At 73.3% G+C, this 25029-nt stretch carries 24 protein-coding genes; 20 read left to right on the plus strand and 4 right to left on the minus strand.

The features are described from left to right. Positions 1-44: 44 nt before the first annotated feature. Both I601_RS12350 and I601_RS12355 read left to right on the plus strand, forming a co-directional pair. Complete coding sequence (locus I601_RS12350; RefSeq protein ID WP_068110100.1) at positions 45-1427, plus strand: UDP-N-acetylmuramoyl-tripeptide--D-alanyl-D-alanine ligase; 1383 nt, start codon at positions 45-47, stop codon at positions 1425-1427. 11 nt (positions 1428-1438) lie between these two features. Beyond that, the gene (locus I601_RS12355; protein ID WP_068110103.1) at positions 1439-2518 is read left to right on the plus strand and encodes a D-alanine--D-alanine ligase family protein; all 1080 of its coding nucleotides are present in this window, start codon (positions 1439-1441) and stop codon (positions 2516-2518) included. A gap of 21 nt (positions 2519-2539) precedes the next feature. Here the strand turns inward: I601_RS12355 and I601_RS12360 are convergent, their stop codons facing one another. The 3 genes from I601_RS12360 to I601_RS12370 form a co-directional block, all read right to left on the minus strand. Further along, on the minus strand, positions 2540-3496 hold the full coding sequence (locus tag I601_RS12360; protein WP_068110106.1) for a D-alanine--D-alanine ligase family protein: 957 nt from the start codon (positions 3494-3496) through the stop codon (positions 2540-2542). A gap of 38 nt (positions 3497-3534) precedes the next feature. Next, positions 3535-3927: a DUF3515 family protein gene (locus I601_RS12365; RefSeq protein WP_169834702.1), complete on the minus strand. Its 393-nt coding sequence runs from the start codon at positions 3925-3927 to the stop codon at positions 3535-3537. Positions 3928-4019: 92 nt separating this feature from the next. Continuing rightward, positions 4020-4256, minus strand: a complete 237-nt coding sequence (locus I601_RS12370) for an Lrp/AsnC family transcriptional regulator (protein ID WP_068110114.1) — start codon at positions 4254-4256, stop codon at positions 4020-4022. A gap of 150 nt (positions 4257-4406) precedes the next feature. Between I601_RS12370 and I601_RS12375 the strand changes: the two genes are divergently transcribed. Next, positions 4407-5390 carry a thiamine-phosphate kinase gene (locus I601_RS12375; protein ID WP_068110119.1) on the plus strand — a complete coding sequence of 328 codons (984 nt, stop codon included), beginning with the start codon at positions 4407-4409 and terminating at the stop codon, positions 5388-5390. Positions 5391-5450: 60 nt separating this feature from the next. Here the strand turns inward: I601_RS12375 and rpmB are convergent, their stop codons facing one another. Continuing rightward, on the minus strand, positions 5451-5636 hold the full coding sequence (rpmB, locus tag I601_RS12380; RefSeq protein WP_028645381.1) for a 50S ribosomal protein L28: 186 nt from the start codon (positions 5634-5636) through the stop codon (positions 5451-5453). Between the two features lie 206 nt (positions 5637-5842). Here rpmB and I601_RS12385 point away from each other — a divergent pair, with 206 nt between their 5' ends. The 17 genes from I601_RS12385 to I601_RS12465 all read left to right on the plus strand — a co-directional run bounded on the left by I601_RS12385 (position 5843) and on the right by I601_RS12465 (position 24988). After that, on the plus strand, positions 5843-7513 hold the full coding sequence (locus tag I601_RS12385; protein ID WP_335582164.1) for a DAK2 domain-containing protein: 1671 nt from the start codon (positions 5843-5845) through the stop codon (positions 7511-7513). A 34-nt stretch (positions 7514-7547) separates the two neighbouring features. Next, positions 7548-9752, plus strand: coding sequence for an ATP-dependent DNA helicase RecG (locus I601_RS12390; protein ID WP_068114833.1), 2205 nt, complete (start codon positions 7548-7550; stop codon positions 9750-9752). Between the two features lie 11 nt (positions 9753-9763). Further along, positions 9764-10372: a 16S rRNA (guanine(966)-N(2))-methyltransferase RsmD gene (gene rsmD, locus I601_RS12395; protein ID WP_068110122.1), complete on the plus strand. Its 609-nt coding sequence runs from the start codon at positions 9764-9766 to the stop codon at positions 10370-10372. Next, positions 10372-10857 (plus strand): pantetheine-phosphate adenylyltransferase, encoded by a 486-nt coding sequence (gene coaD, locus I601_RS12400; protein WP_068110127.1) that lies wholly within the window; start codon positions 10372-10374, stop codon positions 10855-10857. The genes rsmD and coaD overlap by 1 nt, the downstream gene beginning before the upstream one ends. A gap of 175 nt (positions 10858-11032) precedes the next feature. After that, positions 11033-11497 (plus strand): YceD family protein, encoded by a 465-nt coding sequence (locus I601_RS12405; RefSeq protein WP_335582190.1) that lies wholly within the window; start codon positions 11033-11035, stop codon positions 11495-11497. Between the two features lie 79 nt (positions 11498-11576). Next, complete coding sequence (gene rpmF / locus I601_RS12410) at positions 11577-11762, plus strand: 50S ribosomal protein L32 (RefSeq protein ID WP_068110130.1); 186 nt, start codon at positions 11577-11579, stop codon at positions 11760-11762. Between the two features lie 73 nt (positions 11763-11835). Next, on the plus strand, positions 11836-12552 hold the full coding sequence (rnc, locus tag I601_RS12415; protein WP_472459325.1) for a ribonuclease III: 717 nt from the start codon (positions 11836-11838) through the stop codon (positions 12550-12552). Between the two features lie 7 nt (positions 12553-12559). Beyond that, the gene (mutM, locus tag I601_RS12420; protein ID WP_068110137.1) at positions 12560-13447 is read left to right on the plus strand and encodes a bifunctional DNA-formamidopyrimidine glycosylase/DNA-(apurinic or apyrimidinic site) lyase; all 888 of its coding nucleotides are present in this window, start codon (positions 12560-12562) and stop codon (positions 13445-13447) included. An 89-nt stretch (positions 13448-13536) separates the two neighbouring features. Further along, on the plus strand, positions 13537-13743 hold the full coding sequence (locus tag I601_RS12425) for a hypothetical protein (protein WP_068110140.1): 207 nt from the start codon (positions 13537-13539) through the stop codon (positions 13741-13743). Between the two features lie 39 nt (positions 13744-13782). Further along, positions 13783-15300: an LVIVD repeat-containing protein gene (locus I601_RS12430; RefSeq protein WP_068110143.1), complete on the plus strand. Its 1518-nt coding sequence runs from the start codon at positions 13783-13785 to the stop codon at positions 15298-15300. A gap of 33 nt (positions 15301-15333) precedes the next feature. Continuing rightward, on the plus strand, positions 15334-18888 hold the full coding sequence (smc, locus tag I601_RS12435; RefSeq protein ID WP_068110145.1) for a chromosome segregation protein SMC: 3555 nt from the start codon (positions 15334-15336) through the stop codon (positions 18886-18888). Then, positions 18885-19352, plus strand: coding sequence for an acyl-CoA thioesterase (locus I601_RS12440; RefSeq protein WP_068110148.1), 468 nt, complete (start codon positions 18885-18887; stop codon positions 19350-19352). Before smc ends, I601_RS12440 begins: the two co-directional genes overlap by 4 nt. Positions 19353-19408: 56 nt before the next feature. Further along, entirely contained in the window at positions 19409-19600 is a 192-nt protein-coding gene (locus I601_RS12445; RefSeq protein WP_068110151.1) for a hypothetical protein, read from the plus strand. A 31-nt stretch (positions 19601-19631) separates the two neighbouring features. Then, positions 19632-20804 carry a signal recognition particle-docking protein FtsY gene (ftsY, locus tag I601_RS12450; RefSeq protein ID WP_068110153.1) on the plus strand — a complete coding sequence of 391 codons (1173 nt, stop codon included), beginning with the start codon at positions 19632-19634 and terminating at the stop codon, positions 20802-20804. A 178-nt stretch (positions 20805-20982) separates the two neighbouring features. Next, positions 20983-22320: an ammonium transporter gene (locus tag I601_RS12455; RefSeq protein ID WP_269465738.1), complete on the plus strand. Its 1338-nt coding sequence runs from the start codon at positions 20983-20985 to the stop codon at positions 22318-22320. Continuing rightward, positions 22317-22655: a P-II family nitrogen regulator gene (locus I601_RS12460; protein WP_068110156.1), complete on the plus strand. Its 339-nt coding sequence runs from the start codon at positions 22317-22319 to the stop codon at positions 22653-22655. The genes I601_RS12455 and I601_RS12460 overlap by 4 nt, the downstream gene beginning before the upstream one ends. A gap of 113 nt (positions 22656-22768) precedes the next feature. Then, positions 22769-24988 (plus strand): [protein-PII] uridylyltransferase, encoded by a 2220-nt coding sequence (locus tag I601_RS12465; RefSeq protein ID WP_068110159.1) that lies wholly within the window; start codon positions 22769-22771, stop codon positions 24986-24988. The last annotated feature ends 41 nt before the right edge of the window (positions 24989-25029 follow it).

Raw genomic sequence — 25029 nt, forward strand, 5'->3', positions numbered from 1 at the left:
TCGATGCCCGGGACCGCACCCGGAGTGGCCCCCGGAGCAGCACGGTGATCGCCCTGACGCTCGCCCGGATCGCCGAGGTGGTCGGCGGCGAGGTCGTCGCCGACCCCCCTGTCGCCAGCGAGCCCGTCACCGTCACCGGCCCGGTCGTCATCGACAGCCGCGAGGCCCGGCCCGGCGGCCTGTTCGTCGCCTTCGTCGGCGAGCGCACCGACGGGCACGAGCACGTCCCTCAGGCCGCCGAGGCGGGCGCTGTCGCGGTGCTCGGCAGCCGCCCGACCACCCTCCCGACCGTGGTCGTGGCCGACCCGCAGCAGGCGCTGCAGCGACTGGCCGCGCACGTCGTCGCCGAGGTGCGCCGCGCCGGCCGCCTCACCGTCCTCGCGATCACCGGCTCCCAGGGCAAGACCTCGACCAAGGACCTCCTCGGCGCCGTGCTCGAGCACGCCGCGCCGACCGTGGCCACGCGGGGCTCCTTCAACAACGAGCTGGGGATGCCGCTGACGGCGCTGCGCACCGAGGCCGACACCCGCTTCCTGGTGCTGGAGCTCGGCGCCCGCGGGCGGGGGCACATCGCCGAGCTGACCGACCTGGTCCGGCCAGACATCTCCGTGGTCCTCAACGTCGGCCAGGCGCACCTGGGTGAGTTCGGGTCGCAGGACGCCATCGCCGAGGCGAAGGGCGAGCTGGTGCAGGCCCTGACCGCGACCGGGACCGCCGTGCTCAACCACGGCGACGAACGGGTCGCAGCGATGGCGCGGCTCACCGACGGATCCGTCGTCACCTTCGGGGACGGTGCGGGGGCCGACGTGCGCGTCGAGGACCTGACCCTGGACCGTCTGGGACGGCCGTCCTTCGTGCTGGCGACCCCCCAGGGCTCGGTGCCGGTGGCGTTGCAGGTCGTCGGCTCGCACCAGGCGCTCAACGCGGCCGCTGCGTGCGCCGCCGCCCTGGCCGCGGGCCTCGACCCGGCCCAGGTCGCCCAGGCGCTGGACGAGGTCACCACGCTCTCGCAGTGGCGCATGGAGCTGCGGGAGCTGGACCGCGGGGTCATCGTGCTCAACGACTCCTACAACGCCAACCCCGAGTCGATGCGGGCCGCGCTCGACGCGCTCGCCTCCATCGGCGCCGACCCCGGCGTGCGCCGCACCGTCGCCGTGCTGGGCGAGATGCGCGAGCTGGGGGACTCCGGCCACGAGGAGCACGAGGGCGTCGGCTCCTACGCGGCCGCGCTGGGAGTCGACCTGGTCGTCGTCGTCGGAGACGCCGCGCACGGCATCCGGGACGGCGCGGGGGAGCGGGCCGTCGCCGTGGCCGACAACGTGGAGGCCGTCGCCTGGGTCCAGGAGCACATCGGCGACGGTGACGCAGTTCTCTTCAAGGCCTCGCGCGGGGCGCGCCTGGACGAGGTCGCTGCGGCGCTTCAGTAGGGTCGCGGACCATGACCGAGACCCCTCCCCGCAAGATCCGGGTGGCCCTCGTCTTCGGCGGCCGGTCGGGCGAGCACGCCATCTCCGCCGCCACCGCCGGTGGCGTGATGAAGGCGATCGACACCGACGTCTACGACGTGCTGCCGGTCGGCATCACGCGCGAGGGCCGGTGGGTCCTGGCCAGCGGTGACGCGTCCCGCTGGCAGCTCAGCGCCGGCAACCTGCCCGAGGTCACCGCCGACTCCGGCCGGGAGATCGCCAGCCTCAGCGAGGCCGGCCCCGTGGACGTCGTCTTCCCCCTCCTGCACGGGCCCTACGGCGAGGACGGCACCATCCAGGGCCTCCTCGAGCTCGCCGGGGTCCGCTACGTCGGTGCCGGCGTCCTGGCCTCCGCGGTCGGGATGGACAAGCACTACATGAAGCTGGTCTTCGCGGGCCACGGCCTGGCCGTGGGGCCGTACGTCGTCGTGCGACCCGGCGACTGGGAGCGGCGCCAGTCCGAGGTCGTCGACCGCATCCAGGCCGAGCTGGACTTCCCGGTCTTCGTGAAGCCGGCCCGGGCCGGCTCGTCGCTCGGGGTCACCCGGGTCGATGACGTGACCGGGCTCGCCGACGCCATCGAGGAGGCCCGCTTCCACGACCCGAAGGTCCTCGTCGAGCAGGGACTCCAAGGCCGCGAGATCGAGTGCGCCGTCCTGGGCGGTCGCCAGGGCGGTCCGCCGCGCGCCTCGGTGCCGGGCGAGATCGTCGTCGACCACGGCGCGGCGTCGTTCTACGACTTCGAGGCCAAGTACCTCTCCGACTCCCAGGCGCGCACCGAGGCGCCGGCCGACCTGCCCGACGACGTCGCGGAGCGGGTGCGCGAGGTCGCGGTCCAGGCCTTCGAGGCGATCGGCGGCGAGGGGCTCTCGCGGGTCGACGTCTTCGTCGCCCGGGACGGCGAGGTGGTCGTCAACGAGATCAACACGATGCCCGGGTTCACCCCGATCTCCATGTACTCGAAGATGTGGGAGGCCTCGGGCCTGTCCTACACCGAGCTGGTCGACGAGCTCATCCAGCTCGCGCTGGAGCGCCCCCTCGGCTTGCGCTGAGTCGCCCCGGCGCTGCGGTGCTCAGCCGCGCAGCACGCGCCGGACGGAGTCCAGCGTGACCTGGCCCAGGCTGGTGCCCGACAGGGTGCAGGCGTAGGGCATCACCGAGGTCTCGGTGGTGCCCGGGGTGATCGCGACCTCGAGCACGACGTAGCTGCCGTCAGGGGAGACGATGAAGTCCGAGCGCGACACGTCGCGCAGCCCGAGCACCCGGTGCGCCTCGACCGCGGTGCGCCCGAGCTCCTCGATGAGCTCCTCGGGCAGCTCGGGGCGCGAGAACGAGACGAACTCGGCGGTGTAGCGCGCCGCGAAGTCGAACTGGTGACCCTTCTCGTACTCCACCGCCACCGGCGTGAGCGCCTGCACACCCTCGTCGGTCTCGACGCACACGACGCTGACGTCGGTGCCGTCGTGGAAGCGCTCGACCAGCGCGTGCTCGCCGTAGGAGTAGGCGGTGACCAGGGCTGAGGGGAGCGCGGCCAGGCCGTCGACGCCGGTGACGCCCAGGGCGCTGCCGCAGCGGGTCGGCTTGACGACGACCCGCTCGCCGAGGCGGTGCATGACATGCTCCATCAGCGCGGGCGCACCGATGTCGCGGAAGGTCTGGGCCGAGAGCCCGACGCTCTGGGGGACGGGCAGTCCGGCGCGGCGCAGCAGCTCGCGCGCCGACCCCTTGTCGTAGGCGACCCGGCAGGCGCGGCTGTGGGAGCCGACGTAGGGCAGGTCGATCAGCTCCAGCAGCGTCTGGATCTCGCCGTCCTCACCGAACTGGCCGTGCAGCGCCGGCACCGCCGCGACCACCTTGTGCTGCTCCAGCGTGTGCAGCAGGTTGCGGTCGAAGTCGTAGGCCTCGGCGTCGACACCCACGGCGCGCAGCTCGCGCACCAGGTTGCGGCCACTGGCCAGGGACACGTCACGCTCGTGGCTCAAACCGCCGGCGATGACGGCGACAGGTCCGGGAAGCAGGTCCTCGCTCATGGCACGAGCGTCCCACACGCCTCCGACGACCCGTCACCTCACCGGCAGCGCTGGACGAGGTCGAGGTGCTCCTCGATGGGTGCGGCCAGCGCGGACAGGACCGCGAACGAGGTCCCGCCGCGGTAGCCCTCGGGCACCTCGAGCTCCACGCGGGGCCGGTAGCCGATGGTGGTGCCGGTGACGGGACCGTCCTCGCGCCCCAGCTGCTGGGGCGGGAAGAACCAACCGATGCCGACGATCTCGTCACACGAGGGCGCGATCAGCTCACGGAAGGCAGGGGGCTCCTCGACGCCGCAGGTCACCACCAGCCCGTCGCCCCACGCCCGCGCCGGCGCGTCGGCGGGGGAGACCTCGGCGCTCTCGAGACCGGCCAGCTCGTCGGGCAGGTCGTCGAGGAACGTCGAGCAGGTGGCGGCGTCGTCGGCGCTCAACACGGGCGCGGTGACCTCGACCGCCCCGCTGCACCCGCCCAGGAGCAGGGCCAGCGACAGCGTCAGGGCGGAGGCCCGGATGGGCTCGATGCTCAGATGTGGACGACGGGGCAGGTCAGGGTGCGGGTGATGCCGTCGAGGACCTGGACCTTCGACACGACCAGCTTGCCGAGCTCGTCGACGTTGCGGGCCTCGGCGCGCACGATCACGTCGTAGGGACCGGTGACGTCCTCGGCCAGGGTCACGCCCTTGACCTGGGCGATCGCGGTGGCGACCTCTGCGGCCTTGCCGACGTCGGTCTGGATCAGGATGTAGGCCTGCACGACCATCGTGGAGCTCCTCAAAGGTTGTCGGCACGGCACGGGGCCGCGGACACGTCACCCGGATGTGTCGGCGACAACCTACCCGCTGCGAGTCACCTGGTCACCGTCCGGCCCGGCAGGTGCCTCGACGCCCCCGCCGTCTGGTGGGATGGGGACATGGCCACCGACCAGCACCCGGACCCCGCAGCCGCGCTCGAACCCGGTGCCACCCTGGGCGACATCGGTGAGTTCGCCCTCATCTCGGCGCTGACCCAGCGCTTCCCGCAGGGCGAGCAGGTCCTCATCGGGCCGGGGGACGACGCCGCGGTGCTGCGGGTGCGCACCGGTCACGTGGTGGTCTCCACCGACCTGATGGTCGAGGGGCGCCACTTCCGTCGGGACTGGGCCTCGGCCGCCGACGTCGGGCACCGTGCCGCGGCCCAGAACATCTCCGACATCAACGCGATGGGCGGCACGGCCACCTCGCTGACCATCGGGATCGCCGCCCCCGTCGACCTCGAGGCGCAGTGGCTCCTCGACTTCGCCCAGGGCTTCGCCGACGAGTGCGCGCTCGTGGGCGCCAGCGTCGTGGGCGGGGACCTGACCCGGGGCGACCAGGTCGTCGTCGCGGTCACGGTGCTGGGGGCCTGCACGGTCGCGCCCGTCGTCCGCTCAGGGGCCGGGCCCGGGGACGTCCTCGCCGTGGCCGGGCGCCAGGGCTGGGCCGCCGGGGGACTGGCCGTGCTCGGCCGCGGCTTCCGCTCCCCGCGGGTGCTGGTGGAGGCCTACCGCCGACCCGAGCCGCCGTACGCCGCCGGGCCGGCCGCCGCCGACGCCGGCGCCACCTCGATGATCGACGTCTCCGACGGACTGCTCTCCGAGGTCGCCCACCTCGCCACCGCCTCCGGGGTCCGCATCGACGTGCGCAGCGCCGACCTCGAGGTGCCCGAGCCGCTGCACGCGGTCGCGGCGGCGCTGGGCGGGGTCGACCCCGTGGGGTTCGTGCTCTCCGGGGGCGACGACCACGCGCTGCTGGCGACCTTCCCGGCCGACGCCGACCTGCCGGAGGGCTGGGCCGTCATCGGCAGCGTCGCCGAGGGCGAGGGCGTCACCGTGGACGGGGCGGTCCGCACCGGCGACACCGGGTGGACGCACTTCTGACGCACGAACGGCCGCCACCCGGTGGGGTGACGGCCGTTCGACGGCGGAACGAGGGGGAGGTCAGCGAGAGACCTTGCCCGCCTTCAGGCAGCCGGTGCAGACGTTGAGACGCTTGGGGGTGCCGTTGACCGTGGCACGCACCCGCTGGATGTTGGGGTCGAAGCGGCGCTTCGTGATCTTGCGCGACCACGGCCGGTTGTTGCCGAAGCCAGGCTTCTTGGCGCAGATGTCGCAGACGGCAGCCACCGTGAACTCCTGAAGGATCGAGGTTGGGACGTAAAGTGTTCGAGCTTGTCGAGCGAGGTTCGAGCAAAGATCGAGGGGCCCGATGCTTCGGGCAACCGGTCCAGAGTATCCGAGGGCCCCGGTAGGTCGGAAATCCTGGTGTCCTGGACCCCCTGGTGCGCGTCACACCGCGCCTCCGGGGTCGGTGCACACTAACGTGTCGCCCCGTGAAGGCAGTGGGAGCGACCGGTCCGGGGGTCAAGCTGGACGTCGTGCTGCTCTTCGTCGACATCGCCGTCGACGCCCTGGGAGCGGCGCGGGAGGAGATCGACGCCCTCAACGTCTACCCGGTGCCCGACGGCGACACCGGCACCAACATGTACCTCACCGTCTCGTCCGCCCGCGACGCGGTGCGGGAGTCCACCGGGGGTGACCCCGACGCCCACGTCGGCGAGGCGCTCGCCGCCTTCAGCCGCGGGGCGCTGCTCGGAGCGCGCGGCAACTCCGGGGTCATCCTCAGCGAGATGATGCGCGCGATCGCCCGTCGCCTGGCCCGGGCGACCCCCGGCGAGCGCAACGCCGAGGTGCTCGCCGACGGGCTGCGGCTGGCCACCGACGCGGCGTACGCCGCCGTGGGCACCCCGGTCGAGGGCACGATGCTGACGGTGGCCCGCGCCGCCGCCGACGCGGCCGAGAGCGCCGCGAGCGACCCCGCGGCCCGGACCCGCGACGTCTTCACCGGCGCCGCCGAGGCGGCTCGGACCGCGCTCGCCGCCACCCCCACGCAGCTGCAGGCGCTCGCCGACGCCGGGGTCGTCGATGCCGGCGGTCGCGGGCTCAGCGTGGTCCTGGACGCGGCCGACACGGCGCTGACCGGACGCCGCCACGACCCCCTGCCGCCCCGCCTGGGCAGGCACGCCCTCCCGGTGACGGGCCACGGCGTGCCCGGCGCCGACCTCACCCCCGGCGGTCCGTCGTACGAGGTGATGTACCTGCTCGACACCGACGCCGAGCACGTGCCGGCGCTGCGGGAGCGGCTCGCCGCAGTGGGTGACTCGCTGGTGGTCGTGGGCGACGAGCGCCTGTGGAACGTCCACGTCCACGTCGACGACGTCGGCGCCGCGATCGAGGCCGGCATCGAGGCCGGTCGCCCGCACCGCATCCGGGTCACCCACTTCCACGACCAGGTCAACGAGCAGGCCGAGCAGGCGCAGCCGCCACGCCCGCGCCGGGGCCGGTGCGTCGTGGTCGTCGCGGCCGGGCCCGGGTTGTCGACCCTGTTCAGCGGCGCAGGCGCCGTCGTGGTCGAGGGCGGTCCCGGACGACGCCCCTCGACCGGTGAGCTGCTCGAGGCCATCACGGGCTGCGGTGCGCAGGAGGTGGTGGTGCTGCCCAACGACGGCGACTCGGTGCGCTCCGCCCAGGTCGCCGCCTCCACCGCCACCCAGGACGCCGGGGTGCGGGTGGCGGTGATCCCCACCCAGGCGCAGGTGCAGGGCCTGGCCGCGCTGGCCGTGCACGAGCCGGGTCGCGCGTTCGACGCCGACGTCCTCGAGATGACCGCCACCGCCCGTCACGCCCGCCACGGTGCGGTCACCGTGGCGGCGCGCCGGGCGATCACCATGGCCGGGCCGTGCGAGCCCGGCGACGCCCTCGGCGTCGTCGCCGGTGACTTCGCGGTCGTCGGCTCCGACCTCGCCGTCGTCGCGACCGACGTGCTCGACCGCCTGGTCGCCGGTGGCGGCGAGCTCGTGACGATCGTCTCGGGCGCCGACGACGCGGACGGCGCGCTGGCCGAGCACTGCGTCGCCTGGCTGGCCGACCACCACCCCTATGTCGACGCCGTGGTGTACGACGGTGGGCAGGAGCGCTACCCGCTGCTGCTCGCGGTGGAGTGACCGACCAGGAGGTGGTGCAGTCGTGGTGATCTCGATGGACTCGCCCGTCGAGAGCGTGCTCGGCGACACCCGGACGAAGGTCGACAAGATCGTCAAGGGCCTGCGGCTGCGCACGGTCGGCGACCTCGTGCACCACCTGCCGCGGCGCTACGTGCAGACCGGCGAGCTGACGACGGTCGACTCGCTGCAGGACGGCGAGCTGCTCACCGTGGTCGGACAGATCGGGGAGACCCGACGCTTCGAGTACACCGACCGGCGCACCGGCCGCACGGCGTACCGCGTCGACACGGTGCTGCGCACCGACGGGCCCAGCCTGCGGATGTCGTTCTTCGCCAAGAAGGCGCACATGGCCGACTGGCACGTGCGCCGCCTGCCGACCGGTCGGCGGGGCATCTTCCAGGGCAAGGTCGGGCGCTTCCGCGACGAGTGGCAGCTGACCAACCCGCAGATGGTGCTGATGGGCACCGAGGGCGAGGACTCCGCCCAGCTCTCCCTGGAGACGCTCGGCGACCTCTACCCGATCTACCCGCTCACCAAGGGCGTCGACACCTGGGACCTCCAGCGCGCGATCACCTTCGCGCTGACCGTGCTCGACGAGGTGCCCGAGCTGCTGCCGGAGGCGGTGCGTGCCGAGGCCGGGCTGGTCGACGCCGGCACCGCCCTGCAGTGGGTGCACCACCCCCTGGACCACGCCCAGGTGACCCGGGCGCTGCAGCGGCTGCGCTTCGACGAGGCGATCGTGACCCAGCTGGTGCTGGCCCGGCGGCGGCGGGCGCTGGCCGCGCTGGGCGCCCGGCCGCGGACCGGACGCAGCGGGGGACTGCTCGACGCCTTCGCTGCCCGCCTGCCCTTCGAGCTGACCGGCGGGCAGCGCGAGGTGGGGGCCGAGATCGAGGACGACCTCGACCGCGACCGGCCGATGAACCGGCTGCTGCAGGGCGAGGTGGGCTCCGGCAAGACGCTCGTCGCGCTGCGCGCCATGCTCCGGGTGGTCGACTCCGGCGCCCAGGCAGCCCTGCTGGCGCCCACGGAGGTGCTCGCCCAGCAGCACCACCGCTCGATCACCGCCCTGCTCGGGGACCTCGCCGCGGGCGGGCTCCTCGGCGGTGCCGACGAGGCCACCGCCGTCGAGCTGCTGACCGGCTCGATGGGGCGCACCCAGCGCCGCGGCCCGCTCTCGCGCCTCGCCTCCGGCGAGGCGGGCATCGTCATCGGCACCCACGCACTGCTCGAGGAGGCCGTCTCCTTCGCCGATCTCGGGCTGGTCGTGGTCGACGAGCAGCACCGCTTCGGCGTCGAGCAGCGCGCCGCGCTGACCGACAAGGCCGGGACGCCCCCGCACGTGCTCGTGATGACGGCCACCCCGATCCCGCGCACCGTGGCCATGACGGTCTTCGGCGACCTCGAGGTGTCCACCCTGACCGAGCTGCCGGCCGGGCGGGCGCCCATCCAGACCACCGTGGTGCCGCTGGCCGATGCGCCGCGCTGGATCGACCGGGTCTGGCAGCGGGTGCGCGAGGAGGTCGAGCGCGGGCACCAGGTCTACGTCGTGTGCCCGCGCATCTCCGGGGACGAGCCGGAGGCCGGCGACGGCGCCGACGCACCCGACGACGACGCGCCGGACCGGCCCCTGGCCGCCGTCGAGGAGGTGGTCGAGGAGCTGCGCGAGGGACCGCTGACGGGCCTGCGGGTGGCGGTGCTGCACGGGCGGCTGCCCGCGGACCAGAAGGACGCCACGATGCGGGCCTTCACCGCCGGCGACGTCGACGTGCTGGTCTCCACCACGGTGATCGAGGTCGGGGTGGACGTGGCGAACGCCACCACGATGGTGCTCCTCGACGCCGACCGCTTCGGCGTCTCCCAGCTGCACCAGCTGCGCGGGCGGGTCGGTCGGGGCGGACTGCCGGGACTGTGCCTGCTGGTCTCCCACGCCGAGGTCGGCAGCCCCGCCCGGGGCCGGTTGGAGGCGGTCGCGGCCACCACCGACGGCTTCGAGCTCAGCCGGGTGGACCTCGAGCAGCGTCGCGAGGGCGACGTGCTCGGAGCCCACCAGTCCGGCTACTACTCGAGCCTGCGGACCCTGCGGGTGCTGCGCGACGAGGAGACGATCCTCGCGGCGCGTCGCGTCGGCGTCGACCTGCTCGAGCACGACCCGGACCTGCTCGGCGCCCCGCTGCTCGCGGCGGCCGTCGACGAGATGGAACGGTCCGTGGCGGGCGAGTTCGTCGACCGCTCCTAGGATCGGACCCCATGACCCGCATCATCGGCGGCAGCGCCGGCGGCCGCCGCCTGGCCACCCCGCCCGGCACCGCCACCCGTCCCACGTCCGACCGGGTCCGCGAGGCGCTGTTCTCGTCCCTCGAGGCGACGTTCGGCCCCTTCGCGGGCCTGCGCTTCCTCGACCTGTACGCCGGCTCCGGCGCGATCGGGCTCGAGGCACTCTCCCGCGGTGCCGAGGCCGCCACCCTCGTCGAGTCCGACCGGGACGCCGCAGCGCTGATCGCGAGCAACGCCCGCACCCTGGGCCTCCTCAGCGCCCAGGTCCTCGCCGCCCCGGTCGCCTCGACGCTCGCCCGTCCCGCGGCGGCGGCGTACGACGTCGTGTTCAGCGATCCGCCCTACCCGCTGGGCGAGGAGGAGCTCGACGCCGACCTCGCGGCCCTGGCGGGCAACGGCTGGTTGGCCCCCGATGCGCTGGTCGTCGTCGAGCGATCGCGACGCAGCCCGGAGCCCGGGTTCCCCGCCGGGTTCGTCGAGGTCCGCTCGCGCAAGTACGGTGAGACGATCCTGTGGTCGGCCCACGCACCCGTGGCAGCACCGACCGCACCACCACCAGCACCGGAAGCAGGGGAGCGTTGATGCGTCGAGCCGTCTGCCCGGGGTCCTTCGACCCCGTCACCAACGGGCACATCGACATCGTCGCGCGAGCCGCCTCGCTCTTCGACGAGGTCGTCGTCGCCGTCGGGGTGAACAGCTCCAAGAACCGGATGTTCAGCGCCGAGGAGCGGATCGCGATGCTGACCGAGGCCTGCGCCGACTTCGACAACGTCCGCGTCGACCACTTCAAGGGCCTGCTGACCGACTACTGCTCCGCGAACGGCATCCACGCCATCGTCAAGGGACTGCGCGCGGTCAGCGACTTCGACTACGAGCTCCAGATGGCGCAGATGAACTCCTCGCTCACCGACGTCGAGACCGTCTTCGTGCCCACGAGCCCCGAGTACTCGTTCCTGGCCTCCAGCCTGGTCAAGGAGGTCGCGACCTTCGGCGGCGACGTCTCCTCGCTGGTGCCCGACTTCGTGCACTCCCGCCTCACCGCCCGCATCGCGGAGCAGCGCGGATGACCCGGGGCGCGCGTTTTGCTCCCCTGTTCACCCGAGGGATACGATTCCCGCTGTTCTGTTCGTGCCCGGACCCGGAAGTGATCCCCTGACCAGCCTGGACCCGAGAGCGCCGCTCGTGATCGACACCCGCGAGCTCGGTCGCCAACCCGGGTCCCAGCGTGAGGTGACGCTGTCGGTGCCGGCACCGGCAGATCTGGGTATCGACGTCCTCAGTGTCCCCGAGGGTGCGCAGGTCGAGCTTGACCTGCGTCTCGAGGCGGTCCTGGAGGGAGTCCTGGTCACGGGAACGGCGCGAGCCGGGCTCGTCGGCGAGTGCGCACGGTGCTTGGAACCTCTCCACGAGGACCTCGAGGTGGGATTCCAGGAGCTGTACGTCTACGCCGAGCACCAGACGCCGCACGACGAGGACGACGAGGTCAGCCGGCTCGAGGACGACCTGGTCGACCTGGAGCCACAGCTGAGGGATGCAGTGGTGCTGGGACTGCCGTTCCAGCCCCTGTGCACCGAGGACTGCCCCGGCCTGTGCCCCGAGTGCGGGGCACGTCTTGCCGAGGACCCAGAGCACGCGCACGACGACCCGATCGACCCGCGCTGGGCCGGACTGGTCGCACTGGCCCAGGACGACCCGCCCGAGAAGTAGCGGTCCGAACACGCAGGACCACCCAGCAAGACCACCCCAGGCCGGGGAGATCACCCGGCCTCGCAACGAGGAGAAAACAGTGGCTGTCCCGAAGCGGAAGATGTCGCGCAGCAACACCCGTCACCGTCGCTCGGCCTGGAAGGCCGTCGCCCCGACCCTGGTGACCTGCGCGAACCCCGCGTGCCTCGCCAAGCACCTCCCGCACCGCGCGTGCGGGTCGTGCGGCCAGTACGGCGCCAAGGCGGCGCGTCGTCAGGTCCTCTGAGACTCTCAGTGCCCTGAACGACTACGCCGAGCTGCGTGCAGCGCTCGGGGATCCTGTCCTGGACCCCGGGCTGCTGGACCGCGCCCTGACGCACCGGTCCTTCGCCTACGAGAACGGCGGCCTGCCGACCAACGAGCGCCTGGAGTTCCTGGGTGACTCGGTGCTCGGTCTCGTCGTGACCGAGGCGTTGTACCGGACCCACCCGGACCTCTCCGAGGGTCGGTTGGCGAAGCTGCGGGCCGCGGTCGTCAACGCGCGCGCCCTGGCCGAGGTCGGGCGCGCCATCAGGCTCGGCGAGCACGTCAAGCTCGGTCGCGGCGAGGAGAGCACCGGGGGGCGCAACAAGGCCTCCATCCTCTCCGACACCGTCGAGGCGGTCATCGGCGCCGTGCACCTCTCCGGTGGCGGCATCGACACCTCCTCCGCCGTGGTGCACCGCCTCTTCGACCCGCTCATCGAGGCCGCCTCCGCGATGGGCGCCGGGCTGGACTGGAAGACGTCGCTGCAGGAGCTCTCCGCCGAGCACGCCCTCGGTGTGCCGGAGTACGTCATCGCCGACACCGGTCCGGACCACCAGAAGACCTTCACCGCACAGGTCCGGGTCGGGGACCGGCTCTACGGCAACGGCACCGGCCGCTCCAAGAAGGAGGCCGAGCAGGCCGCCGCGGAGACGGCGTACGGCGAGATCGCGTCCCAGCTCGGGGTCACCGACCCGGCCGAGACCGCCGCCGAGGCGGCCGCCGGCAACGCCGCGGCCGGCAAGTCCGGCACCGGACCCAGCGGCTCCTAGGCCCCGCGTGCCCGAGCTCCCCGAGGTCGAGGTCGTCCGCGCCGGTCTCGAGCGCCACGTCGTGGGCGCCCGCGTCGTCGGCGTCGACGTGCTGCACCCCCGTCCGCTGCGCCGCGACGCCCGCGGGCCCGAGGGGTTCGCCGCAGCCCTCACCGGGCGCACCATCGCCGGGGCCCGGCGCCGGGGCAAGTACCTCTGGCTGCCGCTCGACGACGGTGACGCCCTGCTGGCCCACCTCGGGATGAGCGGACAGATGCTCGTCCAGCCCGGCGACGCCGTGCCCGAGAAGCACCTCCGGGTGCGGCTGCGCCTCGAGGGCGCGGCGGACGCCCGCAACCTGCACTTCGTCGACCAGCGGATGTTCGGCGGCCTCTCCCTGTCCGAGGGCGGCGCCGCGCTGCCGGCCGAGATCGCCCACATCGCCCGGGATCCCCTCGACCCCGACTTCGACGAGGACGAGTTCGCGGCACGGGTGCGCCGCCGCGCGTCCGGCATCAAGCGCCAGCTGCTCGACCAGAACCTGGTCTCGGGCGTCGGCAACATCTACGCCGACGAGGCGCTGTGGCGCGCCGGCATCCACGGCGAGCGCCCGGGGGAGCGGTTGACCCGGACGCAGGTCCTGGCCCTGCTCGGGCACGCCCGCGAGGTGATGACCGACGCGCTGGCGCAGGGCGGCACCTCCTTCGACGCGCTCTACGTCAACGTCAACGGCGAGTCGGGGTACTTCGACCGCTCGTTGCACGCCTACGGCCGCGCCGACGAGCCCTGCGACCGGTGCGGGACCGCCATCCGTCGGGTGCCCTTCATGAACCGTTCGTCCTACTTCTGCCCGGCCTGCCAGCCGGTGCCGCGACGTCGCCGGGTGATGACGGCGGGGACCGCACCGCTCGATTGACCCCCCGGGCCACCGGTGGGACTCTTGAAGATGGTCCGCATGGCCGGACCCGCCCCCATCGCACGCCCCCACTCCGAAAGGTCCACCCCATGGCCAAGGCGCTGATCGGCTACCGCAGCAGCGACCTGTTCGACCCGCACCTGGCGACCGACAACGCGCGGCTGCGCGCCCGTGTCGGTGAGCTGGAGGCTCTCGTGCTGAGCCTGTGCTCCGAGAACGACCGGCTGAGCGCCCAGGTCGCCGAGCACGGGCTGCGCGAGGAGATGCAGGACCTGTCGGAGATGCAGCCGGCCTGAGCCTGCGTGACCCCGGCGGTCACGTGTCGTTGGGACGGCATGACCCGTCGTCCTCGTCATCTGCCCGTCGCGCTCGCTGCAGCAGCCGTCGCGCTCACCACGATCGGGCTCGCGGCACCTGCGGGTGCCGCCGACAGCGACGAGGTGCGCGAGCAGATGCGCGAGCGGGCGGCCCAGCAGCCGGGGACCACCGCCTCGCTGGTCTCCAGCGACAACATCGCGCAGGTCTCCACGAACCCCACCCAGGTCGGGATCTCGGGCTGCTTCACCTCGACGGCGCCCCTCTTCGTCACCAGCGGCCTGGACACCCTGCGCGTCTTCGACGTCTCCGACGCCGCGAGCCCCGCCCTGACCGGGGTGCTGCCCAGCGTGATGTTCGAGAACGAGGCGATGAACTGCGGCGAGCGGCGCACCAGCAGCGGCACCCGTCGGTTCGCGCTGATCGGGGTCGACCTCGTGCAGGCCTCGCCCGACGACATCGAGCACGTCAACGTCGGTGGCGGCGAGCTCGTCGTGGTCGAGGTGACGGATCCCTCGGCGCCCACCGTGCTCTCGCGTGCCCCCGGCACGACCAGCACCCACACCGTCGCCTGCATCGACGACACCAACTGCCGCTACGCCTACTCCGCGGGCGGCCGCTCGACGTTCTCGATCTTCGACCTGCGCGACCTGGAGAACCCGGTCGAGGTCGATGCCGACCGCTCCACGCCCGGGGTGCAGCCCTTCGAGACGCCCACCGGCGGGCACAAGTGGAACTTCGACGACGCCGGCATCGGCACCCACACCGGGTGGAACGGCGCGTCCATGTGGGACGTCTCCAAGCCCCGTCGCCCCCGTGTCCTGACCACCACCGGTGAGGCCGGGCAGGGCGTCGACCCCGACCACGAGGGCTGGAACGACTTCATCCTCCACAACTCCTACCGCCCGCACGCGAACCGGTTCAAGCCCGGGCGCAAGCCCTCACTGCGCCGCGGCAACGTGCTGCTGGTGACCGAGGAGGACTACGAGCAGACCGACTGCAGCCAGGCGGGCTCCTTCCAGACCTGGTGGGTCAAGAAGCTCAACGGCAAGCCCGGCAAGATCGTGCCGCTGGACAAGGTCGAGCTCTCCGACCTCGGCACGTTCCCGCTCCCGCGCGGCGCGTTCTGCTCCTCGCACTGGTTCGACTACCGCTCCGGCGGACTGGTGGCGGCCGGCTTCTACGGCGGCGGCACCCAGGTGCTCGACGTCAGCGACCCCCGCCGCATCCGTACCCACGCCCACGCGGTGTGGGGCCTCTCGGAGGTCTGGGACTCCATGTGGGTGCCGGTCTTCGACGCCCAGGGCCGCCGGACCTCGAAGCGCACCAACCTCGTCTACAGCATCGACCTGGTGCGCGGCCTCGACGTGTACGCCGTCGACGTGCCCGGTGACGGTCGTGGCGCCGAGCCGCCGGCCGACGCCCTCGCCCCCGTGTCGGCCTCCGACCGGGCCGCGGCCAGTGCGTTGCCGCTGGGGTTGGTCGGGGTCGCGATGGCCGGCGCGCTCCTCCTGCGGCGCCGGCGCGCCCAGGGGTAGCCTGAGCCCCTCCGCGGCGGAAGGGCGCCAGCCTTGTACCTGAAGAGCCTGACCCTGAAGGGGTTCAAGTCCTTCGCGTCCTCGACGACCCTCCAGCTCGAGCCGGGGATCACCTGCATCGTGGGGCCCAACGGCTCGGGCAAGTCGAACGTGGTCGACGCGCTGGCCTGGGTGATGGGCGAGGCCAGCGCCAAGAGCCTGCGCGGCGGCAAGATGGACGACGTCATCTTCGCCGGCACGTCCGGGCGCCCGCCGCTGGGGCGCGCCGAGGTGATCCTGAGCATCGACAACACCGACGGTGCGCTGCCGATCGAGTACGCCGAGGTGACGATCAGCCGCACCATGTTCCGCTCCGGGGGCTCGGAGTACGCCATCAACGGACAGACCTGCCGGCTGCTCGACGTCCAGGAGCTGCTCAGCGACTCCGGCATCGGTCGCGAGATGCACGTCATCGTCGGTCAGGGCCAGCTCGACCAGATCCTGCACGCGACCCCCGAGGACCGCCGCGGCTTCATCGAGGAGGCCGCCGGCGTCCTGAAGCACCGCAAGCGCAAGGAGAAGGCGCTGCGCAAGCTCGACTCGACCGAGGGCAACCTGACCCGGTTGAACGACCTGCTCAGCGAGATCCGCCGCCAGCTCAAGCCGCTGGGCCGTCAGGCCGAGGTGGCCCGTCGCGCCGCGACCGTGCAGGCCGACGTCCGCGACGCGCGGGCCCGGCTGTTGGCCGACGACCTGCTGACCGCACGCACCGCGCTGGCCCAGGAGATGGCCGACGAGTCGGTGCTGGTGAAGCGGCGCGAGGAGGTCGAGGCCGCCATGACGCAGGCGCGCGAGGCCGAGGCCGCCCTCGAGGCCGCCCTGCGCGAGGACCTGCCGGTGCTCGCCGCGGCCCAGGACACCTGGTACGCCCTCTCCGGCCTGCGCGAACGCCTGCGGGGCACCCAGTCCCTGGCGGCGGAGCGGGTCCGCAACGCCGCGGCGAGCACCGAGGTCGAGACGGCGAGCGGGCGCGACCCCGCGGACCTCGAGGCCGAGGCCGCCCGGGTGCGCGAGCAGGAGCAGCGCACCGCCGCCGACGTGGACACCCGCCGGACCGCGCTGGAGCAGGCCGTGACCGCCCGCAAGGCCGCCGAGGACGCCGCCAGCGAGGAGGAGCGCCGCATCGTCGCCCTCCAGCGCGCCGCCGCCGACCGGCGCGAGGGCCTGGCGCGCCTGCACGGCCAGGTCAACGCCCTGAGGTCGCGCGCCGCCGCGGCCGACGAGGAGGTCGGCCGGTTGCGGCACAGCCGCGAGGAGGCGCTGGCACGAGCCCAGCAGGCGCAGAAGGCCTTCACCGCGCTCGAGACGGAGGTCGCGGGCCTCGACGCGGGCGAGGAGGGCCTCGACGCCGAGCACGAGCAGGCCGTCGAGGCGCTCGACGAGATCGAGGGCCAGCTGGCGCAGGTGCGGGAGCAGGCCCAGGCCGCCGACCGCGACCGGCACACGCTCGCCGCCCGCAAGGACGCGCTGGAGATGGGGCTGAACCGCAAGGACGGCGCCGGTGCTCTCCTGGGCGCCACCGACGTCACCGGGCTGCTCGGCTCGGTCGCCGCGCTCGTCTCGGTGCGACCGGGCTACGAGGCCGCGGTCGCGGCGGCCCTGGGCCCGCACGCCGACGCCGTCGCCGCCGAGGGCGCCGGGGCCGCGCTCGGCGCCGTGGACCACCTCAAGGCGGGCGACCTCGGGCGCGCCGGGCTCCTGCTCGGCGACGGCCCCGAGGTGCCGGGACCCCGGACCTGGCCCGCCCTGCCCGACGCGGCGGCGTACGTCGTCGACGTGCTGGAGTGCCCCGCACCGCTGCGTCCCGCCCTGACGCGGCTGCTGGACCGGGTCGCCGTCGTGGAGGACCTCGACGCCGCGCGGTCCCTGGTCGGGCTCGACCCGACGCTGGGCGCGGTCACCCGCGACGGCGACGTCGTGGGCGCCCACCTGGTGGCCGGCGGCTCCAGCGCCCAGCCCAGCCTGATCGAGGTGCAGGCCGCCGCCGACGAGGCCGCCGCATCCCTGGCCGAGGCGGTGGCCGCCAGCGAGCGCGCCGGCTTCGAGATCTCGCGGCTCGAGGCCCGCCGCCACGACGCCCAGCAGCGCGTCGACGTGGCGCTGGCCCGGCTGCACGAGTCGGACGCCACCCTGGCCGCAGTGGCCGAGGAGCTCGGCCAGCACGGGTCCCAGGCCCGCTCGGCCCGCGCCGAGGCCGACCGCGTCGAGCAGGCCATCGCCAAGGCCGAGCAGGCCCGGGTCGACGCCGTGGCCGGGCTCGCCGACCTCGAGAGCCGCCTCGAACGAGCCGAGGAGGCCCCCGAGGAGGAGCCGGACACCACCGGACGTGAGCGGCTGACCGAGACGGCCCGCGAGGCCCGGCAGAGCGAGATGGACGCCCGGCTCGCGCTGCGCACCGCGGAGGAGCGGGCCCGCGCCATCCACGGGCGCGCCGACTCCCTGCTGCGGGCCGCGGCCAAGGAGCGCGAGCAGCGGGCCAGGGCCGCCGAGCGGCGCGAGCGGCTGCTGCGCGAGGGCCGGGCCGCCGAGGCCGTCGGCGCTGCCGTCACCTGGGCGCTGACCCGCCTGGAGGTCTCGGTGCACCAGGCCGCCGACGCGCGCGCCGCGGTCGAGGAGGCCCGACGCGAGCGCGAGGAGAAGCTGCGCGAGGCCCGCGGGCTGCTGCGCGACCTGGCCCGCGAGCACGAGGAGCTCGTGGGCTCGGTGCACCGCGACGAGATGGCGCGCGCCCAGCAGCGGATGCGCATCGAACAGCTCGAGGAGCGCGCGCTCGACGAGCTCGGGATCGAGCCCGACGGACTGGTCGCCGACTACGGCCCCGACCAGCCGGTGCCCCAGGCGCCGGCGGACGACGCCCCGGACGACGCCCCGACCAGCGTGCCCTTCGTGCGCGAGCAGCAGGTCAAGCGGCTCAAGGCCGCCGAGCGGGCCCTGGCGATGCTCGGCAAGGTCAACCCGTTGGCGCTCGAGGAGTTCTCGGCCATGGAGGAGCGGCACAAGTTCCTCACCGAGCAGCTCGAGGACCTGCGCCGCACGCGCAAGGACCTCCTCGACATCGTGCGCTCCGTCGACGACCGCGTCGAGCAGGTCTTCCGCGAGGCCTACGCCGACGTCGAGAAGGCCTTCGACGCCACCTTCGCCCGGCTCTTCCCGGGCGGCGAGGGGCGGCTGGTCCTCACCGACCCCAGCGACATGCTCACCACCGGCGTCGAGGTCGAGGCGCGCCCGCCGGGCAAGAAGATCAAGCGCCTCTCGCTGCTCTCGGGCGGCGAGCGGTCGCTGGTCGCGGTGGCCTTCCTGGTGGCGCTCTTCAAGGCCCGGCCCTCGCCGTTCTACATCCTCGACGAGGTCGAGGCGGCGCTCGACGACACCAACCTGGGCCGGCTGCTGGAGATCTACGAGGAGCTCCGCGAGAGCTCCCAGCTGCTGGTGATCACCCACCAGAAGCGCACCATGGAGGTCGGCGACGCGCTGTACGGCGTGACCATGCGCGGCGACGGCGTCTCGACGGTCATCAGCCAGCGACTACGAGAGACGGAGACCGGATGAGCGAGCGACCCGGCCGGACCGACCGGCCCACCCGCGGCGACTACGTCGCCTGGCGCACGGTGACCACCCGCTGGCGTGACGACGACGCCTACGGCCACCTCAACAACGCGACCTACTACGAGATGTTCGACACCGCGGTGAACGCCCACCTCTTCGAGGCCACCGGCACGAACGTGCGGCTGCTGCCGCAGATCGGTGTCGTCGCCGAGACCTCCTGCCGCTACTTCCGCGAGATCGGCTTCCCCGACCCGGTCGAGACCGGCCTGGTCGTCGACAAGGTCGGCACCTCCTCGATCGTCTACCGGATCGGGCTTTTCCAGGGGGAGAGCGACGAGGCGGCCGCGGAGGGCCGGTTCGTGCACGTGTACGTCGACAACACCGACCCGGCGCGGTCGGTCACGCCGATGCCCGACGTGATCCGCGCCGCAGTCGAGCCCCTGCTGCGTGTGCCCGGGAGCGCTTGACACCGGGGTGTGCCACCGTGGGGGGTTCCTGCTCGCCCCACTTCTCGGAGGACCCCGTGCTCTCGATCGTCGTCGCGATGGTGGTCATCGTGGCCGTGGCCGCCCTGGTCCTCTACTACGTCGCCTACCCGCACCGCGAGGGCAGCGAGGGCGAGGGGACCTGGCTCGGCCGGGCCCTGGGCCGGGCCCGCGGGTCGATGCGCACGCTCGGTGACCCCGACGACCGGGACGACCCGCCCGCTCGCTGAACCCGCCCTTCCCGGTGGTTGGATGAGCGGCATGGATGTCCTCGCCCTCGTGATCCTCGCCATCGCCGTCCTCGGCGTCGCCCTCGTGGGCAGCGTCCTCGGTCTCGTCGTCTCCCGGCGCCGCAAGCCGGCGCCGCTGCCCGACACCCACACCGACGTCCTCGTCGTCCCGCCGGTCGACCCGGACGCGCCCCCGGTCGAGCTGAGTGCGCCGCCCGCCACCCTCGAGCCCGAGGCCCCTGCTGAGTCGCTGGCACCCGAGTCGCTGGCCCCCGAGGTCGAGCGCCCGGAGAGCACCGCGTCCCGCCTGGTGCGGCTGCGTCAGCGGCTGGCCGGCTCGCAGGGTGGGCTGGGCCGCGGTCTGCTCGCGCTGCTCTCCCGGGACCGCCTCGACGAGGACACCTGGGAGGACATCGAGGACACCCTGCTCACCGCCGACATCGGGGTCGCGCCCACCCAGGAGCTCGTCGACCGCCTGCGTGCGCGGATGCGCGCCGAGGGTGGCGCCGACGCGCGTGCGGTGCTGCGCGAGGAGCTGTTGACCCTGGTCGACCCGACCATGGACCGCAGCCTGCGCATCAGCGGCGAGGACGGCAACCCCGGCATCGTGCTCGTGGTCGGCGTCAACGGCGCCGGGAAGACCACCACCGTCGGCAAGATCGCGCGCATCCTCGTGGCCGAGGACCGCAGCGTCGTGCTCGGTGCCGCCGACACCTTCCGCGCCGCCGCCGTCGAGCAGCTGAGCACCTGGGGCGAGCGCGTGGGCGTCGACACCATCAAGGGCGAGGAGGGGGCCGACCCCGCCAGCGTGGCCTTCCGGGCCGTGGAGGAGGGCCGCCGCACGGGCGTCGACACCGTCATCGTCGACACCGCGGGCCGGCTGCAGAACAAGCAGGGCCTGATGGACGAGCTCGGCAAGGTCAAGCGCGTCATCGAGAAGCAGGCGCCGGTCACCGAGGTGCTGCTGGTCCTCGACGCCACCACCGGCCAGAACGGGCTGATCCAGGCCCGGGTCTTCAGCGAGGCCGTGGCCGTCACCGGGATCGTGCTGACCAAGCTCGACGGCTCTGCCAAGGGCGGCATCGTCGTGGCCGTGCAGCGTGAGCTCGGGGTGCCCGTCAAGCTCGTCGGCCTCGGCGAGGGCGCCGACGACCTGGCCCCCTTCGACTCAGGTGCCTTCGTCGACGCGCTGCTCGGCGGCTGAGCGGGAGCGTTCACGCAGACGTAACACCGGCGGCACCTTCGTCGCCGGGGCGTAACACCCACGGCCGCACGTCGAAACACGGAGCAGCCAAGGTCAGCACCGATGGGGACGCACCCCGTGCCCGACACCGCAGTCGGGTGCCGGGGGAGCGTCCTACGGAGTTGATCTTGGAGGTTCTGTGGACGGCTACAACGCGTTCATGCTGGTGGCCACGCTGCTGGTACTGATGATGACCACCCCGGCCCTGGCCCTCTTCTACGGCGGTATGACGCGGTCGAAGTCGGTGCTGAACATGATGATGATGTCGTACGCCGCCATGGCGATCGTCGGCATCATCTGGGTGCTGTGGGGCTACTCGATGGTGTTCAGCGACGAGGGGGGCATCGACACGTTCTTCAACTCGCCGTTCGCCAACTTCGCCCTCGACGGCGTGGGCTACGACGGCTACACGTTCATGATGTTCCAGCTGACCTTCGCGGTGATCACCACCGCGCTGATCAGCGGTGCGATCGCCGACCGGGTGAAGTTCTCGGCCTGGCTGGTCTTCGTGCCGATCTGGGCGACCCTGTCGTACTTCCCCTTGGCGCACATGGTCTTCGGCTGCACCGACGGTGCCCTGATCTGCAGCCAGATCGGTGCCCAGGACTACGCCGGAGGCACCGCGGTGCACATCAACGCCGGCGTCGCCGGCCTGGTCCTGGCCCTGGTGATCGGCAAGCGGGTCGGCTTCGGCCGTGAGCCCATGCGCCCGCACAACCTGACCCTCACCATGCTCGGCGCTGCCCTGCTGTGGGTCGGCTGGTACGGCTTCAACGTCGGCTCGATCGTCTTCAGCGACGACCTCGACGCCAGCGACCAGTTCCTGGCCGAGACCGGTCTCACCTTCGCCAACACCACGCTGGCCACCATGGCCGCGATCATCGGTTGGCTGCTCGTGGAGAAGGTCCTCCACGGCAAGGCCACCACCCTGGGAGCCGCGTCGGGCATCGTCGCCGGGCTGGTCGCGATCACCCCGGCCGCCGGAGCGGTCAACATCCTCGGCGCCCTGGCCATCGGCCTGGTCTCGGGTGCCCTGTGCGCCTGGGCCGTGGGCCTGAAGTTCAAGCTCAACTACGATGACTCGCTCGACGTGGTCGGCGTGCACCTGGTCGGCGGCATCGTCGGCACCCTGATGATCGGGCTCTTCTCGGTCACCGCCGGTGAGGGCGACAACATCGCCGGCGGCGCCGTCGACGGCCTGTTCTACGGCGGTGGCCTCGGCTCCCTGGTCGACCAGCTGCTCGGTGTCCTGGTGGCCGTGGCGTGGTCCGGTGCGGCCACTCTGCTGATCGCCCTGGCCATCAAGTTCACGATGGGCTGGCGCATCGACGAGGAGTCCGAGGTCGAGGGCATCGACTTCGACCAGCACGGCGAGTCTGCCTACGATCTGCACACCAGTCTCTCCAGTGGCAGCGGCGGTCTCGCCGCCGCCACGAGGCCCGATCCCGCCACCCGCACGGAAGGGGCACGCGCATGAAGCTCGTCACCGCGGTGATCAAGCCGCACAAGTGGGAGGACGTCCGCGAAGCCCTCGAGACCTTCGGCGTGACCGGGATGACGGTCAGCGAGGTCAGCGGCTACGGACGGCAGAAGGGTCACACCGAGGTCTACCGCGGTGCCGAGTACGACGTGGCGCTGGTACCGAAGATCCGGCTCGAGATCGTGGTCGACGACGGTGACGCCGACGACGTGGCCGGCATCATCGTCACCGCCGCCCGGACCGGTCGCATCGGCGACGGCAAGGTGTGGACGAGTCCCGTCGACAGCGTGGTGCGCGTGCGCACCGGGGACCGGGACTCCACCGCGATCTGAGCGACCCGTGACCGGCCCGTGACCCGGCCCACCCGTGCGGTGGGCCGGGTCACGGCCGCTTCCGGCATGATCGAGCCCCCACCCACGCGCTGCGACGACCCCAGGAGACCGATGTGACGGCCACCGAGCGGGAGCAGCGCAGCACCGGGGCCGACGCCCTCTGCGCGGCGGCGTACGACGAGGTGGGCGGCGCCCGGACCGGCATGGCCCTGGTGGCGGTCGGCGGCTACGGCCGCGGCGAGCTGGCGCCGTACTCCGACCTCGACGTGGTGCTGGTCCTCGACGAGGGCGTCGAGGCGGGGGAGGTCGCCGAGCGGCTGTGGTACCCGCTGTGGGACTCCGGCACCGCGGTGGACCACTCGGTGCGCACCCTGCCCGAGATGGTCGCCGCCGCCGACAGCGACCTGCGGGTCGCGCTCGGACTGCTCGACGTGCGCCACCTGGCCGGCGACGCCGACCTCACCCTGCGGCTGCGGGGCACGATGCTGGCGCACTGGCGTCGCCACGCCCGGGAGCGGCTGCCGGCGCTGCGCGAGCTGGTGCGGGGTCGGCACGAGCTGGTCGGCGAGCTCGCGCACCTGTCGGTGCCGGACGTGAAGGAGGCCGAGGGCGGCCTGCGGGACGCGACCGTGCTGAAGGCGCTGGTCACGACCTGGCTCGTCGACGTGCCGCACACCGAGCTCGAGAACAGCCGGCAGGCGCTGCTCGACGTGCGCGACCTCGTGCAGCAGAGCGCCGGCCGGGCCAGCGACCGCATCCACCCCGAGGTGTGGAGCGAGCTCGCGACCGGGCTCGGGCTGGCCGACGCACGCAGTGCCCAGGTGCACGTGCGCACCCTGGGGCGACGCCTGACCCACCTCTCCCGACTCACCTGGCGCCGCGTGGACGACTACCTCGCCCGGCCGGCCTCGGTGCGTTCGGCCCGACGTCCCGCGCTGTTCCCGATCGCCCAGGGCGTGGCGCTCTCGGGTCGCGAGATCGTCCTCGACCGCACGGCGCGTCCGGCCGAGGACCCCGTCCTGCTGCTGCGGGCGGCGGCGGCCGCGGCCGAGATGGACGCCGTGCTCGCGCCCCCGACGGCGGCGCGCCTGGCCCGGGAGGTCGCCGACCTGCCGGATCCGTGGCCCGACGAGGCCCGCCACCTGCTGGTCCGCCTGCTCGCCTCCGGGCGGGGACTGCTGCCGGTGTGGGAGACGCTCGAGGAGACCGGGGCGCTGCCGCGGCTGCTCCCGGAGTGGGAGCGCATCCGGCTGCTGCCGCACGCCTCGGCCATCCACCGCTTCACCGTCGACCGGCACGTGGTCGAGACCTGCATCGAGGCGTCCTCGCTGATCCGGCAGGTGAACCGGCCCGACGTGCTCATGGTCGCCGCGCTCCTGCACGACATCGGCAAGGGCAGCCTCACCGAGCACAGCGTGGCCGGCGAGCCGATCGCCCGGGGGATCGCGACCCGGATGGGCTTCGAGCCGGCCTCGGTCGACCTGGTGGCGACGCTGGTGCGCTGGCACCTGCTGCTCGCCGAGACCGCCACCACCCGCGATCACGACGACCCCGCCACCATCGAGCGGGTCGCGTCCCGGGTCGGGTCGACCGAGGCGCTCTCGCTGCTGACGGCGCTGACCGAGGCCGACGCCAAGGCCGCCTCGCCGCAGGCCTGGTCCAGCTGGCGCGCCGGCCTGGTCCTCGAGCTCTCCCGCCGGGTCCACACCTCCCTGGACACCGGGCGGCCCTTCCCGTCGGCGGTCGACGAGGAGGTCGAGATCCCGCGCGCCGTGCGCAACGGCGCGGTCTCGTTCGCCGTCGAGGCCACGCCCGACGGCACCCGGGTCACCGCGATCGCTCCCGACCGGGTCGGGCTGCTCGCCGACTTCTCCGGCCTCTTCGCCCTGCAGCGCCTCCCCGTCCGCTCCGCCCGTGCGTGGGTGCAGGAGGGCTACAGCGTCTCGTCGTGGGACGTGGCGGAGAGCGGGCTCGACGTCCCCTTCCTGCGCGAGCGGTACGCCGCCATCGCGGAGGGCCGGGTCGACCCCACCAGCCGCCTGCGGCCCGACCCGCGCGCCCTGGCGCCCACGGTCGAGGTGCGCGCCGACGCCTCTCTCGCCGCCACCGTGCTCGAGGTCCGCGCCGCCGACCAGCCGGGCGTGGTGCACCGGGTCTGCGCGGCGCTGGCCCAGCTCGACGTCGCGGTGCGCTCGGCGCACGTGGAGACGCTCGGCCCCCAGGCCGTGGACGTCTTCTACCTGCAGGAGGCCGCGGCCGGGGTGCTCTCGGACACCCGGGCCTCCGAGGCAGCGCACGCTGTCCGTGCGGCTCTTGCGGGCCAGCCCGGTTAGGCTGGAGCCAGCTCCGCCCGTTGCCGACTCACCTGAGGGAC

The organism is Nocardioides dokdonensis FR1436 (genome assembly GCF_001653335.1).
Classification (GTDB): Bacteria; Actinomycetota; Actinomycetes; order Propionibacteriales; family Nocardioidaceae; genus Nocardioides; species Nocardioides dokdonensis.

Coding starts and splice junctions, on each gene's coding strand:
- I601_RS12355 (WP_068110103.1), top strand. CDS start 1,439: ATGACCGAGACCCCTCCCCGCAAGATCCGGGTGGCCCTCGTCTTCGGC.
- I601_RS12360 (WP_068110106.1), bottom strand. CDS start 3,496: ATGAGCGAGGACCTGCTTCCCGGACCTGTCGCCGTCATCGCCGGCGGT.
- I601_RS12370 (WP_068110114.1), bottom strand. CDS start 4,256: ATGGTCGTGCAGGCCTACATCCTGATCCAGACCGACGTCGGCAAGGCC.
- I601_RS12375 (WP_068110119.1), top strand. CDS start 4,407: ATGGCCACCGACCAGCACCCGGACCCCGCAGCCGCGCTCGAACCCGGT.
- I601_RS12390 (WP_068114833.1), top strand. CDS start 7,548: ATGGACTCGCCCGTCGAGAGCGTGCTCGGCGACACCCGGACGAAGGTC.
- rsmD (WP_068110122.1), top strand. CDS start 9,764: ATGACCCGCATCATCGGCGGCAGCGCCGGCGGCCGCCGCCTGGCCACC.
- coaD (WP_068110127.1), top strand. CDS start 10,372: ATGCGTCGAGCCGTCTGCCCGGGGTCCTTCGACCCCGTCACCAACGGG.
- I601_RS12425 (WP_068110140.1), top strand. CDS start 13,537: ATGGCCAAGGCGCTGATCGGCTACCGCAGCAGCGACCTGTTCGACCCG.
- I601_RS12430 (WP_068110143.1), top strand. CDS start 13,783: ATGACCCGTCGTCCTCGTCATCTGCCCGTCGCGCTCGCTGCAGCAGCC.
- I601_RS12440 (WP_068110148.1), top strand. CDS start 18,885: ATGAGCGAGCGACCCGGCCGGACCGACCGGCCCACCCGCGGCGACTAC.
- ftsY (WP_068110153.1), top strand. CDS start 19,632: ATGGATGTCCTCGCCCTCGTGATCCTCGCCATCGCCGTCCTCGGCGTC.
- I601_RS12460 (WP_068110156.1), top strand. CDS start 22,317: ATGAAGCTCGTCACCGCGGTGATCAAGCCGCACAAGTGGGAGGACGTC.